At 68.6% G+C, this 16,910-nt stretch carries 14 protein-coding genes; 5 read left to right on the forward strand and 9 right to left on the reverse strand.

What is annotated here, in order from left to right; genetic code table 11:
* Positions 1–2: 2 nt before the first annotated feature.
* The 3 genes from KK131_RS15430 to KK131_RS15440 form a co-directional block, all read right to left on the reverse strand.
* Complete coding sequence (locus KK131_RS15430) at positions 3–713, reverse strand: SDR family oxidoreductase (protein WP_214557612.1); 711 nt, start codon at positions 711–713, stop codon at positions 3–5.
* 102 nt (positions 714–815) lie between these two features.
* Positions 816–1,958 (reverse strand): HlyD family secretion protein, encoded by a 1,143-nt coding sequence (locus KK131_RS15435; protein ID WP_214557613.1) that lies wholly within the window; start codon positions 1,956–1,958, stop codon positions 816–818.
* Positions 1,955–2,551: a TetR/AcrR family transcriptional regulator gene (locus KK131_RS15440; RefSeq protein WP_214557614.1), complete on the reverse strand. Its 597-nt coding sequence runs from the start codon at positions 2,549–2,551 to the stop codon at positions 1,955–1,957. The genes KK131_RS15435 and KK131_RS15440 overlap by 4 nt, the downstream gene beginning before the upstream one ends.
* Before the next feature lie 65 nt (positions 2,552–2,616).
* On the opposite strand from KK131_RS15440, the gene KK131_RS15445 reads away from it, so the two are divergent.
* On the forward strand, positions 2,617–4,203 hold the full coding sequence (locus KK131_RS15445; RefSeq protein WP_345777267.1) for a DHA2 family efflux MFS transporter permease subunit: 1,587 nt from the start codon (positions 2,617–2,619) through the stop codon (positions 4,201–4,203).
* A gap of 85 nt (positions 4,204–4,288) precedes the next feature.
* Positions 4,289–6,340 carry a M13 family metallopeptidase gene (locus KK131_RS15450; protein ID WP_214557615.1) on the forward strand — a complete coding sequence of 684 codons (2,052 nt, stop codon included), beginning with the start codon at positions 4,289–4,291 and terminating at the stop codon, positions 6,338–6,340.
* 102 nt (positions 6,341–6,442) lie between these two features.
* Here the strand turns inward: KK131_RS15450 and KK131_RS15455 are convergent, their stop codons facing one another.
* On the reverse strand, positions 6,443–6,874 hold the full coding sequence (locus tag KK131_RS15455) for a DUF1801 domain-containing protein (RefSeq protein WP_214557616.1): 432 nt from the start codon (positions 6,872–6,874) through the stop codon (positions 6,443–6,445).
* 128 nt (positions 6,875–7,002) lie between these two features.
* Between KK131_RS15455 and KK131_RS15460 the strand changes: the two genes are divergently transcribed.
* Positions 7,003–7,224, forward strand: a complete 222-nt coding sequence (locus KK131_RS15460; RefSeq protein ID WP_008433897.1) for an AbrB/MazE/SpoVT family DNA-binding domain-containing protein — start codon at positions 7,003–7,005, stop codon at positions 7,222–7,224.
* A gap of 9 nt (positions 7,225–7,233) precedes the next feature.
* A complete protein-coding gene (locus tag KK131_RS15465; RefSeq protein WP_214557617.1) occupies positions 7,234–7,662 on the forward strand; it encodes a type II toxin-antitoxin system death-on-curing family toxin in 429 nt (142 codons plus the stop codon).
* Positions 7,663–7,693: 31 nt separating this feature from the next.
* Here the strand turns inward: KK131_RS15465 and KK131_RS15470 are convergent, their stop codons facing one another.
* The 5 genes from KK131_RS15470 to KK131_RS15490 form a co-directional block, all read right to left on the reverse strand.
* Complete coding sequence (locus KK131_RS15470) at positions 7,694–8,269, reverse strand: class I SAM-dependent methyltransferase (RefSeq protein WP_214557618.1); 576 nt, start codon at positions 8,267–8,269, stop codon at positions 7,694–7,696.
* Positions 8,270–8,428: 159 nt separating this feature from the next.
* Positions 8,429–9,802, reverse strand: coding sequence for a UDP-N-acetylmuramoyl-L-alanine--D-glutamate ligase (gene murD, locus KK131_RS15475; protein WP_214557619.1), 1,374 nt, complete (start codon positions 9,800–9,802; stop codon positions 8,429–8,431).
* Complete coding sequence (gene murL / locus KK131_RS15480; protein ID WP_214557620.1) at positions 9,802–11,142, reverse strand: UDP-N-acetyl-alpha-D-muramoyl-L-alanyl-L-glutamate epimerase; 1,341 nt, start codon at positions 11,140–11,142, stop codon at positions 9,802–9,804. The genes murD and murL overlap by 1 nt, the downstream gene beginning before the upstream one ends.
* Positions 11,143–11,294: 152 nt before the next feature.
* A complete protein-coding gene (locus KK131_RS15485; RefSeq protein WP_214557855.1) occupies positions 11,295–13,859 on the reverse strand; it encodes a bifunctional aspartate kinase/diaminopimelate decarboxylase in 2,565 nt (854 codons plus the stop codon).
* A gap of 393 nt (positions 13,860–14,252) precedes the next feature.
* A complete protein-coding gene (locus KK131_RS15490; RefSeq protein ID WP_214557621.1) occupies positions 14,253–15,770 on the reverse strand; it encodes a fumarate hydratase in 1,518 nt (505 codons plus the stop codon).
* A 226-nt stretch (positions 15,771–15,996) separates the two neighbouring features.
* On the opposite strand from KK131_RS15490, the gene KK131_RS15495 reads away from it, so the two are divergent.
* Positions 15,997–16,878, forward strand: coding sequence for a PhzF family phenazine biosynthesis protein (locus KK131_RS15495; protein ID WP_214557622.1), 882 nt, complete (start codon positions 15,997–15,999; stop codon positions 16,876–16,878).
* Positions 16,879–16,910: the final 32 nt, after the last annotated feature.

Raw genomic sequence — 16,910 nt, forward strand, 5'->3', positions numbered from 1 at the left:
GCTCAACCCGGCACGCCGCCCAGGTACAGCGACGGCGAGGCGCCGAAACCGGCCTTGACGTACCGTGCCGTGTCGTCGGCCAGCACTTCCGGCGTGCCCGCCTCGATGCCGGCAAGCACGGCCTGTGCGATGTCCTCGGGGCGCGACTTGGGGCCCTCGACATCCTTCACCATGTCGGTGTCGATGTAGCCGGCGTGCACCCCGACCACCAGCGTGCCCTGCTCGCGCAACTCGTTGCGCAGGCCGTTGGTCAACGCCCACGCCGCCGCCTTGGACACCGAGTACGCCGAACTGACCCGCAGGCTGGCCCAGCTCAGGGCCGAAAGCATGTTGACCAGCGCCCCGCCGCCGTTCGCGCCCAGCACGGGTGCGAAGGCGCGGCTCGTCGCAAGCACGCCATGGAGATTGGTGTCGAGCACCTCGCGCAGCGCATCCTCGCCGCGTGCGCCAAGCAGCGGTTCGCCGCCGATGACGCCCGCGTTGTTGATCAGCAGATTCACATCGGTGCACTGCGCCACCGCGGCGGCGATGTCGCCGGCGTCGTTGACGTCGAACTTCACCGGCACCAGTCCCTTCAACAAAGGCACGGAGGCCGGATCGCGTGCGCCCGCATAGACCTTGCTTGCGCCGGCGGCCAGCAGTGCCCTGGCATAGGCGAGACCGAGACCGCGGTTGGCACCGGTGACGAATGCGGTGCTGCCCTGGATTTTCATGCTTGATACCTCGAGAGAGTGGGATGGAGATTGCTGACGGTGCCTTCGACCGGCAAACCCGTCTCTTGCGCGTGATGCCGGCTTGCCGACGACGGGCAGCGCTCAGCGCGCTGCCTGCGCGGAAGGCGGCGTGTTCAATTGCACGGTGACCGTGCTGGAAAGCCCCGGGCGCAGGCGCGCCAAGGCCGCTTGATCGGCGTCGAAGCGGATGCGTACCGGCACCCGCTGCACGATCTTGGTGAAGTTGCCGGTGCCCGGCTCGAACGGCAGCAGCGAGAACTGCGAGCCGGAGCCGGGAGCGAAACTTTCCACGCGGCCCTTCAGTGTCTGTCCCGGCAAGGCATCCACTTCGACGCTGGCGGACTGGCCGGCGACCATGCGCGCAGTCTGGGTTTCCTTGAAGTTGGCGATCACGTACAGCGCATCCAGCGGCACCACGGTGAGCAGGCGCGTGCCCGGCTGCACGTAGTCGCCCGGTTCGACCTGGCGGTCGCCGACCACGCCATCGATCGGCGCGCGCACCAGGGTGTTGGCCTGATCCTGCCGGGCCAGGTCGAGCGCGGCCTGCGCGCTGGCCACGGCCGCTTCGGCCTGGGCCAGGTTGGCCCGCAGGGTCAGTCGCTTGGCGCGCGTCACGGCAGCCTGATCGCGGCTCACCGCGAACTCGGCGCGGCTGTGTTCGGCATTCGCCTGCGCGGTTACCGCGGCGGTGCGGTACTGCTCGGCGTCGCGACGGGCCACCGCGCCGCTGGCGATCAATGCGTCGAAGCGCCGGCGGTCGGCCTCGGCCAGCGCCTGCTGCGCTTCGGACGAGCGGATCGAGGTCCGCGCCGCGCGCACGTTGGACGCGGCCAGCGTCTCTTCCGCATCCAGCGCCACCAGCGCGGCCTGCGCCGCCGCCACGCTGGACCGCGCATCCTGCAGTCCGGCCGTGGCCGAGGCCACGCGTGCGTCGAACTCTTCCGCGTCGATGCGCAGCAGCGGATCGCCGCGACGCACGCGCTGGTTGTGCTGCACCAGCACGTCGGCCACCAGGCCGCGCACCTTCGGCGCCACCACCGAACTGTCGGCCTGCAGGTAGGCGTTGTCGGTGGACACGCTGCGCTTGGGCGCCGCGATCCACAACGCGCCGCCGACCGCGACCAGCAGTGCCACCACCGCGACGAACACCGGTCGGCGCGACCACGATGCACGTGGTGCCGCCGGCACGTCGACGGGAACGCTCGGGCTACCGTCGGCACTCATGGCTGCCGCGCCTCCAGCCCGAGCCGCTGCTTCAGCTGCTTGCGCGAAGCGGCGAGGATCGCGTCCGAGCGCTTCGCGTCCGGCTCGATGCGCGCCAGCGACAGCGCGCCGATCAGCTCGGCGATCATCGAACGCGCCTCGACCTCGGCCGCCGCATGCCCCAGCGCGGCGAGCTGCTCGCCCAGCCGCGCGGTGCTGCGTTGCACGCCATCGGCGAACTGCTCGCGCGCCGACTCAGGCAGGCGCGGCAGGTCCGAGGCCAGCGCCGCCATCGGGCAACCGAAGCCGCGCGCGTCGCGATGCTTCTTCGACAGGTAGAAGTCGATGTACGCCACCAGGCCGTCGGCCGGGCCGCGTTCGGCGGTCTCGCGCTCCCAGCGGGCGCGCGCTTCCTCGAACATCTGCCCGATCGCCGCGGCGACCAGCTCGTCCTTGGACTTGAAGTGGGCGTAGAAGCCGCCGTGGGTGAGCCCCGCCTCCGCCATCACGCCGGCCACCGCGACGCGGTCCGGACCGTCGGTACGGATCGCCTTCGCCGCAGCCTGCAGCACCATGGCGCGGGTCTTCTGCTTGTGTTCGGTGTCGTAGCGCATGACGGCCTCGCTTTTTAATATGATGATTATCATACTATGATTCGCCGTCGATGCAAGAGCCTCCCGTGAACGCCACAACCGCCACCCCGCACATCGCCCCCGCCGACCTGCCGCTGCCGCGCAAATTCCTGATCTTCGGCGTGATGGCGTTCGGCATGTTCATGGCGCTGATCGACATCCAGATCGTGGCCGCCTCGCTCAACGAGATCCAGGCCGGGCTCTCGGCCGGTCCGGACGAGATCAGCTGGGTGCAGACCGGCTACCTGATGGCGGAACTGGTGATGATCCCGTTCGCCGCGTTCCTGGCGCAGGCGCTGTCGACGCGCTGGCTGTACGCGTTGTCGGCCGGGCTGTTCACGCTGGCCAGTGCGCTGTGCGGAATGGCCTGGGACATCCACTCGATGACGCTGTTCCGGGTGATCCAGGGCTTCGTCGGCGGCGCGATGGTGCCGACCGTGTTCGCCACCGGCTTCGCGCTGTTCAGCGGCCCGCAGCGCGCGCTGATCCCGGCGATCCTCGGCATGGTCTCGGTGCTGGCGCCGACGCTGGGGCCGACCGTGGGCGGCTGGCTCACCGAGGCGGTCGGCTGGCGCTCGATCTTCTACATCAACATCGTGCCGGGCATCGCGGTCACCGTGCTGTCGCTGCTGCTGGTCAGGGTCGACCGGCCGAACCTGGCCATGCTGAAGAAGATCGACTACGTCCACCTGGTCGCGATGGCGATGTTCCTGGGCGGCCTGGAATACGTGCTGGAGGAAGGCCCGCGCCACGAATGGCTGGGCGACCCGACCATCGCCACGGCGGCGTGGCTGTCGCTGGTCGGCTTCGCGCTGTTCCTGGAGCGCTCGCTGCGCTCGGCCGGGCCGATCGTCAAGCTGTCGCCGTTCCGCCATTCCAGTTTCGTGTTCGCCTGCATCTTCAGCCTGGTGATCGGCTTCGGGCTGTATGCGTCGACCTACCTGGTGCCGGTGTTCCTCGGCCGCGTGCGCGGCTACGACAGCCTGCAGATCGGCACCACGGTATTCGTCACCGGCATCGCGCAGATCCTGAGCACGGTGGTCGCGGCACGGCTGTCGCAACGGATCGACGCGCGCTGGACGATCAGCGTCGGCCTGCTGCTGTTCGCCGCCAGCCTGTGGTTGTTCTCGGCGATGACGCCGGAATGGGGCTTCGCCGCGCTGTTCTGGCCGCAGGTGCTGCGCGGCTTCGCGACGATGCTGTGCATCGTGCCCAGCGTGAACATGGCACTGAACGGTTTCGCGCTGGCCGAGTTGCGCTACGCCTCGGGCCTGTTCAACCTGATGCGCAATCTCGGCGGCGCGATCGGCATCGCGGTGGTCAACACCTGGCTGATCGATCACACGCGCATCCACGTCGCGCGCTTCGGCGAAAGCCTGGGCGAAGCGGGCCGCCAGGCGCCCGAAGTGGTGGCGCAACTGGCCGGCCGGGTCAGCCAGTTCACCGCCGATTCCGCGCACGCCTTGCTGATCGCACAAGGCGAGCTGGGCCGGCTGGTGTCGCGCGCGGCGACGACGCTGGCGTTCGACGACGTGTTCCGCCTGATGGCGTGGATGTTTGTCGCCGCCTTGCTGCTGGTGCCGTTCAGCCGTCAGCCGGCGCATGCGCCGACCGTTCCGGTCGAGGCCCACTGATGACCGTCGGCGTAGTCCATAGGTCATGCACACAAGGCCGTCGGGGCGGACTATCGTGGACGCCTCCAAGGGCAGAGGAACGACCATGCAAAGCATGCGATGGGTACTGACGGCGGCGATCCTGTGCAGTCCGGCGGCATGGGCGGCACCGCCGGCGAGCCAGCCTTCCGGCATCGACCTGGCCGGGATCGACCACGGCGTGAAGCCGGGCGACGACTTCTTCCGCTACGCCAACGGCGGCTGGCTGAAGACGGCGCAGATTCCCGCCGACCGCTCCAGCACCGGCACCTTCCTCAAGGTGTTCGAGCAGGCCGAGAAGAACACCGCCGAACTGATCCGCAACGCCGGCGCCAGCCGCCCGGCCGCCGGCAGCAACGCGCGCAAGATCGCCGACTACTACGCCGCCTGGATGGACACCGCCGCGATCGAGCGGCACGGCCTGGCGCCGCTCAAGCCGGAGCTGGCGCAGATCGACGCGATCGCCTCGCGCGCCGACCTGGCGCGCGTGCTGGGCAGCCGCCTGCGCGCCGACGTCGATCCGATGAACGCCACCAACTACCACACCGAGAACCTGTTCGGCCTGTTCGTGACGCAGGGCCTGGAAGACCCCTCGCGCAACATCGCCTACTTGCTGCAGGGCGGCCTGGTCATGCCCAGTCGCGACTACTACCTGTCCGACGACACCCACATGGTCGCGACCCGGGCCAAGTACCGGACCTACATCGGCGCGCTGCTGAAGCAGGCCGGCATGGCTGACGCGGAAGCGAAGGCAAAAACCGTCCTCGACCTGGAAACGAAAATCGCCAGGGCGCAGGCCAGCCTGCTCGACAGCGAGGACGTGCACAAGGCGAACAACCTGTGGCGCACGGCCGACTTCGCGCGGAAGGCGCCGGGGCTGGACTGGGCCGCGTATTTCAAGGCTGCCGGCCTGGACGGCCAGCCGCGGATCGACGTGTGGCAGCCGGCCGCAATCACCGGCCTGTCCGCGCTGACCGCCAGCGAGCCGCTGCAGGCCTGGAAGAACCTGCTGCTCTTCCACACCCTGGACCAGAGTGCGGCCCTGCTGCCGAAGGCCTTTGCCGACCTCGGCTTCGACTTCCACGGCCGCACCCTGCAGGGCACGCCCGAGCAGCGGCCGCGCTGGAAGCGGGCGGTGGGCGCCACCAGCAACGACCTCGGCGACGCCGTGGGCCAGCTCTACGTGAAGCATTACTTCCCGGCCTCGTCCAAGGCGGAAGTGGAGCAACTGGTGCAGAACCTGCTCGCTGCGTTCGACGAGCGCATCGACTCGCTGAGTTGGATGACCCCGGCCACGCGCGCGAAGGCCAAGGCCAAGCTGGCCACGGTGCGCGTCGGCGTGGGCTATCCGGACACCTGGCGCGACTACGCCACGCTGGATATCCGTGCCGACGACGCGCTCGGCAACCAGCGCCGCGCCGAAAAGTTCGAATACGAACATCAGCGCGCCAAGCTGGACCGACCGGTCGATCGCGCCGAGTGGTGGATGACCCCGCAGACCGTCAACGCCGTGAACCTGCCGCTGCAGAACGCGCTGAACTTCCCCGCCGCGATCATGCAGCCGCCGTTCTTCGACCCGAACGCCGACGCCGCCGCCAACTACGGCGCGATCGGTTCAGTGATCGGCCACGAGATCAGCCACAGCTTCGACAACATGGGCGCCGAGTTCGATGCCGAAGGTCGCCTCGCGAACTGGTGGACGCCGGAAGACCTGGCCCACTTCAAGGCCGCCGGCAAGCAGCTGGCGAAGCAGTTCGACCAGTACGAGGCGCTGCCCGGCCTGCACGTCAACGGCGAACAGACGCTGGGCGAAAACATCGCCGACGTCTCCGGCCTGACCATCGCCTACCTCGCCTACCACAAGTCGCTCGGCGGCAAGCCGGCGCCGGTGATCGACGGCCTGACCGGCGACCAGCGCTTCTTCCTCGCCTACGGCCAGGCCTGGCGCTCGAAGATCCGCGACGCCGCCCTGCGCCAGCGCCTCGCCACCGACGTGCACGCCCCCGCCGACTTCCGCGCACAGACCGTGCGCAATCTGGATCAGTGGTACCCCGCGTTCAAGGTGAAGCCCGGCGAGAAACTGTACCTGGCGCCGAAGGACCGGGTGAAGATCTGGTAGGCGTCTCCCGCCGCCGAAAACGAAGGGCCGCACGCAGGTGCGGCCCTTTTGCGTGGAGCCCGGGCAGTCGCGACAACAGGCGGCCTCGCCGGAAATCGGGGCCTACTTCTTCCTGGCTGCCCGTTGCGCAAGCGCCACACCGTTGGCCGCCACTGCGGCGCGTACGAGTTGCCTGAACGCCGTCTCGTTGAGCCTGTCGCCTTCGTGCAGATCGATCGCCCGCCGCGTGTTTCCTTCCAGACCGGCATTGAACAGTTTCTTCGGGTCGCTGACGGATGCGCCGCGGGCGAAGGTGAGCTTCACCTTGTCCTTGTACGACTCGCCGGTGCAGACGATGCCGTCGTGCGACCACACCGGCGTGCCGCCCGAGCTGGGCTTGACCCATTTCCACTCTTCCCGAATCTCCGGATCGGCCTCGTGGATCAGCTGGCGGATGCGCGCGAGCATCGCGCCCCGCCAGTCCCCCAGTTCCTCGATCCGCCGGGTGATGTTCGTTGCCGCAGCCTCGTCATCCGGATGACCTGTCGACTTCATGTTCTCCCTCATCCATTCCGCCGGCCGCCCATGTATGGGCAGTTGGAGCATAACCCGCTGCATCGCGGCATTGCGTCCACGCCACCGCCAATGTATAACATACGTTATAACAAACTCTGGAGACCGCCATGAAACTGAAGATCACCACCATCGGCAACTCCGCCGGCGTCATCCTGCCGCGCGAACTGCTGGCCCGCCTGCGCCTGGAAAAAGGCGACGAATTGTTCGCGCTGGAAACCCCCGACGGCATCCGCCTCACCACCTACGACCCTACCCTCGCCAAGCAGATGGAAGTGGCCGAAGAGGTCATGCGCAAGGACCGCAACGTCCTGCACAAGCTGGCGCAATAGGCGAAGGTCATGGTCGTCTGGATCGAAAGGCCGCTCGCCATCGCCATCCACGAACGCCAGCTGGCGGAACACGGCGGCAGCATCGGCGTGCGCGACGACAATCTGCTGGATTCAGCGCTTGCGCGCCCCAAGCAATCGCACGCCTACGGCGACCCGCCGCCGGACCTTGCCGACCTTGCCGCCAGCCTCGCCTTCGGGCTGGCACGCAATCACCCCTTCGTCGACGGAAACAAACGCACGGCGCACGTCTGCTACCGCGTCTTCCTTTCACTCAACGACGCCGACCTCGCCGCCAGCGACGAAGACAAATACGTCACCATGATCACCCTCGCCGAAGGCAGCCTGTCCGAAGCCGAGTTCGCCGCCTGGCTGCGCCAGCACATCAAGCTCAGCGGCAAAAATCGCGTGAACGAACCGCGGGCGCGCTACGCGCGCTGAAGTCGGTCGAAGTACCGTTCCACGCCGCGTATCAGCGCCGGCCAATCAGGCCGAAATGGAACGGGCAGGCATGCTGCAGATCGACGGATTCGACGGCGTGGAACCCGGCGTCGGCCATCCACTGCCGGCACTGCTCCGGGGTCGGGCGTATTTCCAGCGGCGGCCCGCGCGGAGTCGGGATGTCATTGCGCCAGTGCATCACCGAAAGCACCCCGCCGTCCTGCAGGATCCGGTGGGCTTCCCGCAACAACTCCTCCGGCCGCGCCAGGTGCAGCAGATTGAAAATCATCGCATGCGCCTGCGAACCGGCATCCGCTCCGGCACCGTCGGAAATGAAATCCCGCAGCTCGGCCCGGATGTTGTACAGCCCGAGGCTCGCTGCCTTTCCGCGCACGGCGGCGATCATCTCCGGCTCGATATCCAGCGCAGTGACCAGCCCGCTCGTGCGCCGCGCGGCAGGCACCGTGAACGAGCCGTAGCCGCAGCCAAACTCGATCACGTCCCCCTGCACCTCCGCCGCACCGAACAGCTTCCCGACGGCCGCCTCGCAGTCGAAGAAGCTGGCCCACCGGGCCTCGTCGGGCATGCCGCTCTCGCGAATCTTCATGTGGCCTCCATTTGCTCCCGGTCCAAGGGTTCAAGCGTAGCCAAGGAGACAACGCCAGGGATCAGGCCGATCATTCGAGGTTTCCGCGGGGTGGCCCAGCGCCCACGCTATCGGAAGACCTCTGCCGCCACAGGCGACCGACCGCCCTCGGTGGCGGATTCAGTCGCCCCGCATTCCCTCGATACCCAGCCCAGGGATGCCGGCAATGCCGGAAGGATCAAAACCGGCCAGCGCGCTGAAACGGCGACCACGTTCCGCATAATCCTTGAACTGGTCGAAGCTGGGCGCGCCGGGCGACAACAGGATCACCCCATGTTCTGGCGTGCGAGCCCTGGCCGCCTTGACCGCACTGGCGAGATCGTTCGCCAGCAGGATCGGACAGGCCGTTCCGGCCTCGCGCAGCGCGATCTGGATGCGCGCACCGTTGCTGCCCATGCAGATGATCGCGTGCGCAGGCGCTGTGCGCATAGCCTCGACGAACGGCGTCCAGTCCAGTCCGCGGTCGTGGCCGCCGACCAGCACCGTCACTGTGCGGCCGTGCAGGCTTTCCAGCGCGGCCAGGGTGGCCAGCGGAGTGGTGCTGATCGAGTCGTTGACCCAGTGCCAGCCGTCGCGTTCGCCCAGCGGCTGCAGGCGGTGCGGCAGCGGGCGGAAGCGCGCCAGCGCCGGTGCGGCGGCGAGTGCGTCCATGCCGATCGCTTCCAGCGCGGCCAGTGCGGCGCAGGCGTTGAGCGCGTTGTGCAGGCCGGGCGCCGCCAGCGCAGCGGTGTCGAACACCACTTGCCCGCCGCGGCAGATCGCGGCATCGCGCACGTGCCAGCCTTCCGGCGTGCCGAACAGCAGGCGATGCGGATGCGTAGCGGTGCGTTCCAGCAGACCCGACTGTTGGCCGTTGACCAGCAGCGTGCGCGCGGCGTCGGCCAGCTTCAGCTTGTCGGCGACGTAGCGCTCGCGCGAGCCGTGCCAGTCCAGGTGTTCCTCGTACAGGCTGGTGATCACGCCCAGTTCCAGCGGGCCGGCCTCGCCGGTCTGGAAGCTGGACAATTCGATCACCCACAAGTCCGCCAGTTGGCCGTGCAGTTCCAGCAGCGGCAGGCCGATATTGCCGGCCAGCGCGGTGCGCACGCTCAAGCTTCGCGCCAAATGCGCCAGCAACGCGCTGGTGGTGCTCTTGCCCTTGGTGCCTGTGACCGCGATCACGCGTGCGTCGGGATGCTCGCCGAACCACAGCGCGGTGCCGGAGGTGAACTGCGTGCCCTGCGCCTGCGCGGCCAGCAACGCCGGCTTGTACGCCGAGATGCCGGGCGATTTCACCACGACGTCGAAGCGACTCAGCGCGGCGGCGTCCGGTTCGCCGGCGACGATTTCCAGCGCGGCATCGAACGCGCGTGCGGCGTCGGCCTCGGCGACGCTGCAGAACAGGGTCAGCGCCTGCGCCGGCCGTTGCGCGCGCAGCGCCTTGATCACGGCATGGCCTTCGCGACCGAAACCCCAGACCGCAACGCGGCGGTTGCGAAGATCGGCGAAGCGCATCAACCGATCGCCGCCAGCGCGCCTTGCAGCCGCGCCGGCACGCGATGCTCGGGCGACGGCTGCAGCCACGGCTCCAGCGCCAGTTGCGAAGCGTCCAGCTGCGGCAGGATCTCGCTGCGGAAGCGCTCGATCAGCGCGTCTTCCTGCCACTCCGGCCGCTGGCTCAGCGCATGCATCGCGGCGCGCGCCTCGGCGCCCTCGCCCACGCACTCGAACGGCTTGTGGTCCTGGTATTCCAGCAGCGCGTCGAAGCCGGCGGCCTGACCCTCATCATCCAGCAGGTTGCGCCCGAAGATCGCCAGCAGCCGCGGCTTGGGCAGGAACGGCGCCAGCGCGAGGAATACGAAGTGGCATTTCGGGCACTGCCCGCACCAGCGGTCGACCGGCTTCGGACCGAGCAGCTTGAAGTTGCGGTTGCAGCTGGAGAACACGTCGAAGTACGGCGTGAGCTTCGCGAACGCACGGGTGATCGCCAGTTCCGAGTACGGCCGCAGCAGCGAGCAGTAGTCGAGGTCGCTGGCCACGTGCGCATGCAGCCAGTCGCCCAGCAGCGTCTCGAACGCGAGGCTCTTGCTCCACTGGTGATTCACCTGCTGGCCCTCGTACTCCAGCGTGGCGGCCGAGGCGGAACGCTCGTTGGCGAACGTGATCGAATCGTAGCCGTACAGGATCGCGGCCACGGCGAGGATCGCCGAGTTCACCGCGGTCACCGGGATGTGTCCGTTCCACGCGCCCAGCCGGTTCAACTCGAACAGGCCCGGCGCCAGCTCGCGCTGGATGTTCAACGTGGGCAGGCCGGTGCGTTCGGCGCAGGCCGCGATCAAGGCGGAACTGCCGACCCATACCGCGGTCGCCTCGCCGCCGATCGCCTTGATCGCCTCCACCGCGACCAGCGAATCCTTGCCGCCGCCGATCGGCACCAGGGTGCGCTTCGGCAAGCCCAGTGCGCCGACCACGGGCGCCACACCGCCACGCGGGAACGAAATCCGCCCGCGCAGATCCAGTCCGTTGCGATAGGCGAACTCGGCCAGGCCATGCAGGTACAACTGGTCCAGCAGCTCCGCGGTAGTGTCGTCGAGCGGGCCACCGACCACCTCGATCCGCGGCGGCACGCCGGCCTTGTAGTAGCTGACGCCGGCGATCAGGTGCAGCAGCTTCAAGGCGGCGTCGAACGCCGCCGCGCGTGCGGCCGGCAGCGCCGGCGCATGCGGGAAGCGAATCCGCTCGACCAGTTCCTCGCCGTCGTCGAACGCGTACGCCAGCTCGGCCACGCCGTCGGCGTAACTCGATCGCACGAAGCGGAAGACCCTGGTGAGGCGCGGTTGGATCGTGTTGCTCACATCTTTACTCCATCGCCCGCTTCACGGAGCGAACAGGCTGATTCTAGCTTCGAGCGATGCCGGCTCGATGGCTTTCGGCGGGCAAAGCGCGGGGCAAACGACGATCCCGCGACTTTCACCCTGCTCGCATCCTTGAACAGGCGAACCCCGGATCAGGCGTCGATCACCACTTCATCAGCCTCGTCGCGCAGGTTGTAGTGCGAGGACATCACCTTGCCATAGGCACCGGCCTGGGCGATCAGGATCACGTCGCCCTCCTGCGCCTCCTGCAGGCGGCGGTCGGTGCCCAGCACGTCGCCACTCTCGCAGATCGGGCCGACCACCTGGTACAGCGCGGTGGCCGGTTCGCCGAGCCGGCTGAGGTTGACGATCTTGTGCCAGGCGTCGTACAGCGCGGGACGGATCAGGCTGTTCATGCCGGTGTCCACGCCGAGATAGCGGAAACCGCCCTTGTCCTTCTGCTGGGTCACCCGCGTCAGCAGCACGCCGGCGTCGGCCACCAGGTAGCGGCCCGGCTCCATCCACAACTGGTACTGCGGATAGACCGCCTTGACCTCGCGCAGCGCACGGTCGAGCGCGGCGATGTCCAGCGGCGCCTCGCCCGGGTGCGCCGGCACGCCGAGGCCGCCGCCGATGTTGAGGAACACCACGCTGCCGATGCGCTCGGCCAGGCTGGCCAGCTGCGCATACACCTCGCCCCAGTGCGCGGCATCGAGCACGCCCGAGCCCAGGTGCGCATGCAGGCCGCGCACGCTGACGCCATGCGTCTCGGCCAGCTGCAGGAACAGCGGAAGCTGATCCAGCGGCAGGCCGAACTTGCTGCCGCTGCCGCCGGTGCGCACCTTCTCGTGATGGCCCAGGCCACGGCCCAGATCGACCCGCAGCACGATCTCGCGGCCGCGGAACAGTTCGCCCCAGTGCTGCAGCGGGTGCAGCGCGTCGAGCGTGACGGTGGCGCGGGTGCCCAGTGCGTAGACGTAATCCTCGCGCGGCGCGAAGTTCGGGGTGAACAGCAGCGGCACCGATTCCGCCACCACCGCGGCGACCGCTTTCAGTTCGCCCGGCGACACGCACTCGAACGCGAACCCCTCCGCCGCCAGCGCGCGCAGGATCGCCGGATGCGTGTTCGCCTTCACCGCGTAGTGCAGCCGGTCCACCGCTGCCAGCGATTTCAGCTCGCGCGCCTGCTGGCGCACCGTGGGCAGGTGGTAGACGTAGCGCGGCGTGGCTTCGGCGGCCAGTTCCAGCAGGCGCGGACGCTGCGCCTGGCGCCACCATGCCGGCACGGCGGGAACGGCTTCGCCGCCGCCATACAGCATCTGCCAGCTGGGACCGAACAGCGCGCTGTCGTCGGTGCGCAGGGCGCCGGCGCCGATCAACAGGTCGTGCAGATGCGGCAGCAGCGCATCGACCACTTCCTCGTCCACCACGAACGTCAGGTTCAGGTTGTTCGACGACTGCGAAATCATGTGCACGCGCAGCTGGCCGAACTCGGCCAGCACGCCGGACAGCGTGTGCAGCAGCGAGCGCATGCCGCGGCCGACCAGGGTGATCGCCGCGCACGGTGCGATCACCTTGACCCGGCACACCTTGGCCAGGTCGCTGGCCAAGGCGGCGATCGCGTCGGAGTCGAGCAGGTTCTCGGTGGGGTCGAGCGACACGGTGACGTTGGTCTCGGCCGAGCCGATCAGGTCCACCGACAAGCCGTGCTGCTTGAAGTGCGCGAACACGTCGGCGAGGAAACCGACCTGCTGCCACATGCCGACCGACTCCATCGAGACCAGGGTGATGCCCTTGCGCGCGCTGATCGCCTTGACGCTGGGCGCGTGCGCGCGCACCTCCGGGCCGATCACGGTGCCTTCCAGCTCGGGACGGTTGGTGTCCTTGATCAGCAGCGGCACGCGCGGCTCGCGCAGTGGCGACAGGCAGCGCGGGTGCAGCACCTTGGCGCCGGTGGAGGCGATCTCCTGCGCCTCTTCGTAATCCAGCCGCTGCAGCAGGCGCGCGCCGGGCACCTGGCGCGGGTTGGCGGTGAACATGCCGGCCACGTCGGTCCAGATCTCCACCCGCGCCGCCTTCAGCAGCGCGCCGAAGTACGCGGCCGAGGTATCCGAGCCGCCGCGCCCGAGCAGCACGGTGCGGCCATGCTGCTCGCGCGCGATGAAACCCTGGGTGATGAACACCTCGCCCAGCGCGGCCAGGCGTGCGTTCAGCGCCGGATCGGGCTTTGCCTCGACCATCGCCGACAGCAGCCGGGTACGCTCGTTCTGGTTCGGCAACGCCACCGCCGCCAGGCAGTCGCGCGCGTCCAGCCACTGCGTGGGCAAACCGCTGTGGCTGAGGAAGGCCGCGCCGAGCGCGCTGGACATCAGCTCGCCGTGCGCCTGCACCTGTGCCTGCCAGGCCAGTTCGCCGCGTGCGGCGGGACCGGCCTCGGCCAGCCTGGCCAGCTCGCCCAGCCGCTCGCCGAGCGTGTCCGGCAACGCCAGCTGCATGTGCTCCAGCAGGTCGTAGTGGCGTTGCGCGATCGCGCCGGCCGCCGCCTTGCGCTTGTCCTGCCCGCCCTCGCCGCACAGCTGTTTCAGCGCGTCGGTGACGCCGGTCAGCGCGGAAACGACGACCAATACGCGCGCGCCTTCGGCGCGGCGGCTGGCGACCAGCTCACGGATGTTCTGCCAGCGCGGCAGCGTGGCGACGCTGGTGCCGCCGAACTTCATCACGATCCAGGGAGCGTCGGGGGGCAACGGCGCGGAGATTGGCGAGGTCACGGGGGTTCGCTGTCAGGGGGTGGATATCGGGCCAGTGTTGCGCTGCGGCATTGGAATTGCAAATGGTTTTATGAGATCTATTCGTTTGGACGTCTAGACTGCTTTTTGATTACTTTACGGAGACGCGGACTTTGGCCGCGTCATCCCTGCGAAAGCAGGGATGGCGCGCGTAGCCTTGCCCGGAGCCCAAGTCGATGTGCCCTCTAGTCCCCCCTCAGGGGAGGGAGGAGGCGCGGGCGCGTGCCGACATGGCTTGATGCAGGTTCGCGCCGGCCCCGCACCCTCTCCTCAATCCTCTCCCGGAGGGGGAGGAGGCAAACGCGCGCGCTGCGCGCACTGCTTTTACTTCATAAAGACGGGGATCTTCCCGATCCTTGCCTGCCATTCGCGCGGACCGGTCTGGTGCACCGAGCTGCCGCCCGAATCGACCGCCACGGTGACGGGCATGTCTTCGACGGTGAACTCGTAGATGGCTTCCATGCCCAGGTCGGCGAAGCCGACGACGCGCGAAGCCTTGATCGCCTTCGACACCAGATATGCGGCGCCGCCCACGGCCATCAGGTACACCGAGCGGTGTTTCTTGATCGCCTCGATCGCGGCGGGGCCGCGCTCGGCCTTGCCGACCATGCCGAGCAGGCCGGTCTGCGCCAGCACCTGTTCGGTGAATTTGTCCATGCGCGTGGCGGTGGTGGGGCCGGCGGGGCCGACCACTTCCTCGCGTACCGGATCGACCGGACCCACGTAGTAGATGAAGCGGCCGTTGAAATCGACCGGCAGCGGTTCACCCCGGTTGAGCATCTCGACCATGCGCTTGTGCGCGGCGTCGCGGCCGGTGAGCAGCTTGCCGCTGAGCAGCAGGGTCTCGCCCGGCTTCCAGCTCGCCACGTCCTCGCGTGTCACCGTGTCGAGGTTCACCCGGCGGCCCTTCGAGGCGTCGTAGGTGAGCTTGGGCCAGTCTTCCAGCGACGGCGGGTCGAGCATCACCGGGCCGGAGCCGTCCAGCACGAAGTGCGCATGGCGGGTGGCGGCGCAGTTCGGGATCATCGCCACCGGCAGGTTCGCCGCATGGGTCGGGAAATCCTTCACCTTGACGTCGAGCACGGTGGTCAGGCCGCCCAGCCCCTGCGCGCCGATGCCCAGCGCGTTGACCTTCTCGTACAGCTCGATGCGCAGTTCCTCGGCACGGTTGCTCGGGCCGCGTGCGATCAGCTCCTGGATGTCGATCGACTCCATCAGCGCCTCCTTGGCCATCAGCATCGCCTTCTCGGCGGTGCCGCCGATGCCGATGCCGAGCATGCCCGGCGGGCACCAGCCGGCGCCCATCGTGGGCACGGTCTTGAGCACCCAGTCGACGATCGAGTCGGACGGGTTGAGCATGGCGAATTTCGACTTCGCCTCCGAGCCGCCGCCCTTCGCCGCCACGATCACCTCGACGGTGTCTCCGGGCACGATCGACATGTTGACCACCGACGGCGTGTTGTCCTTCGTGTTGACACGCTTGCCGGCCGGGTCGGCCAGCACGCTGGCGCGCAGCTTGTTGTCCGGGTCCATGTACGCGCGGCGCACGCCCTCGTTGGCCATGTCCTCCAGCGACATGCTGGCATCGTCCCAGCGCACGTTCATGCCCACCTTGAGGAACACGGTGACGATGCCGGTGTCCTGGCACAGCGGCCGATGGCCTTCGGCGGCCATGCGCGAGTTGATCAGGATCTGCGCCATCGCATCCTTCGCGGCGGGCGATTCCTCGCGCTCATACGCGGCGGCCAGGCTCTTGATGTAGTCGACCGGGTGGTAGTAGCTGATGTATTGCAGCGCGTCGGCGACGGACTGGATCAGGTCTTCTTGCTTGATGGTGGTCATGGGGCTTGCGCAGGCGGCTTCGATTCGGGGAATTCAGGCGCCGGCGAACGGCTGCTCACGGCGCATAACCCTCTTATTGTGCCGCAAATCGCCTCCTTGCCCGAAACCGCACCGGAGCGCCATGCCGTGAACGCCGGCTTTTCGCCTTCAGGGCGGTGCTGCCCGGCCACTTGCCCGAAGCGCCCGCCGGTGCGATCGTCGGGCGATTTCCGCCCGGAAAACCGCCATGCCCCGCAGCCGCCGCTTCATCCAGCTCGACGTGTTCTCCGACAAGCCGCTGCTGGGCAATCCGCTGGCCGTGGTGATCGACGGCAATAGCCTCGACGACGCCACGATGCAGGCGTTCGCGCGCTGGACCAACCTTTCCGAAACCACCTTCCTGCTGCCGCCGAGCAACCCCGCGGCGGACTATCGCGTGCGCATCTTCACCCCGCGCCAGGAGCTGCCGTTCGCCGGCCATCCGAGCGTGGGCAGCGCGTATGCCGCGATCGAATCCGCTCTGGTGCCGCCGGACAAACGGCAACTGCTGCAGGAATGCGCGGCCGGGCTGCTGCCGGTGCGCGTCGAAGGCAGCGGCAGCGGGCGGATCATCCACGTGCAGGCGCCGCGGGCCGAACTGCAGGCCGTGGCGGCGCACCAGCGCGTCCTGCTCGGCCGGGCCGTGCATGCCGAGCTCGCGGAAAGCCGGCTGCGCCTGGTCGACAACGGGCCGCTGTGGTTCGTCTGCGACCTGCGCGAGGAGGCCGCGGTGCGCCAGCTGCAACCCGACCTGGCCGCGATCAGTGAGCTCTGCCAGGCCACCGGCGCGGTCGGCGTCAGCGTGTTCGGCCGGCAGCGCACGGGCGAGGCGAGCATGGCGGTGCGCGCGTTCTGCCCGGCCGACGGCATCCCCGAGGATCCGGTCACCGGCAGCGCCAACGCCGCGATCATGGCCTTCCTCGCCGACATCGGCGATCCCGCGGGCTACGGCCTGCGCTATCGCGCCAGCCAGGGGCGCGAGGTGGGCCGCGACGGCTGCGTCGAGGTGGTGCGCGACACGACGGACGGCAGCATCAGCATCGGCGGCGCCTGCGCCGTGGGCATCCGCGGCGAGCTTCAGCTGAGCTGAGAGTCTTCGAACGCTTGCCCGCCCACGCGGCG

The sequence above is a fragment of the Rhodanobacter sp. LX-99 genome, assembly GCF_018599185.1.
Taxonomy (GTDB): Bacteria; Pseudomonadota; Gammaproteobacteria; order Xanthomonadales; family Rhodanobacteraceae; genus Rhodanobacter.